This window comes from Escherichia sp. MOD1-EC5950, from assembly GCF_002965345.1.
Taxonomy (GTDB): Bacteria; Pseudomonadota; Gammaproteobacteria; order Enterobacterales; family Enterobacteriaceae; genus Escherichia; species Escherichia marmotae.
This window is the reverse complement of record NZ_PTSR01000169.1, coordinates 1-319: the sequence shown is the minus strand read 5'-3', so window position 1 is coordinate 319 and position 319 is coordinate 1. Positions and strand designations below refer to the sequence as shown.

1 pseudogene is annotated in these 319 nt (G+C 53.9%); it reads right to left on the bottom strand.

The features are described from left to right. Nucleotides 1-22 precede the first annotated feature (22 nt). A pseudogene (locus BEA93_RS24865) lies at nt 23-319 on the bottom strand (IS21 family transposase); the annotation flags it as partial.

Sequence of the window (319 nt, the reverse complement as noted above, 5' to 3'; positions counted from 1 at the left end):
CGTTGATGTTGCAGTTCCATCATCACGCCACTCCTCTGCAGAATGAGTCGTAGATGGAGAGTGGATGATGCAGGGGGTGTTTGTCGAAGTTCACCAGATTTTCACCAGGATGCACGTCATACTCTTTTTTCTCCGGAGGCAGTGCCAGCATGGACTGCTGCTCTTCAAGCCAGCGATCGCAGGGACGGGCCTGGATTGTTTCATGCTTTCGTTGGTTAGCGACATCGTGCAGCCAGCGCAGGCCGTGGCGGTTGGCTGTTTCAACATCGACAGTGATCCCCATCGGGCGCAGGCGAGTCATTAGTGGGATGTAAAAACT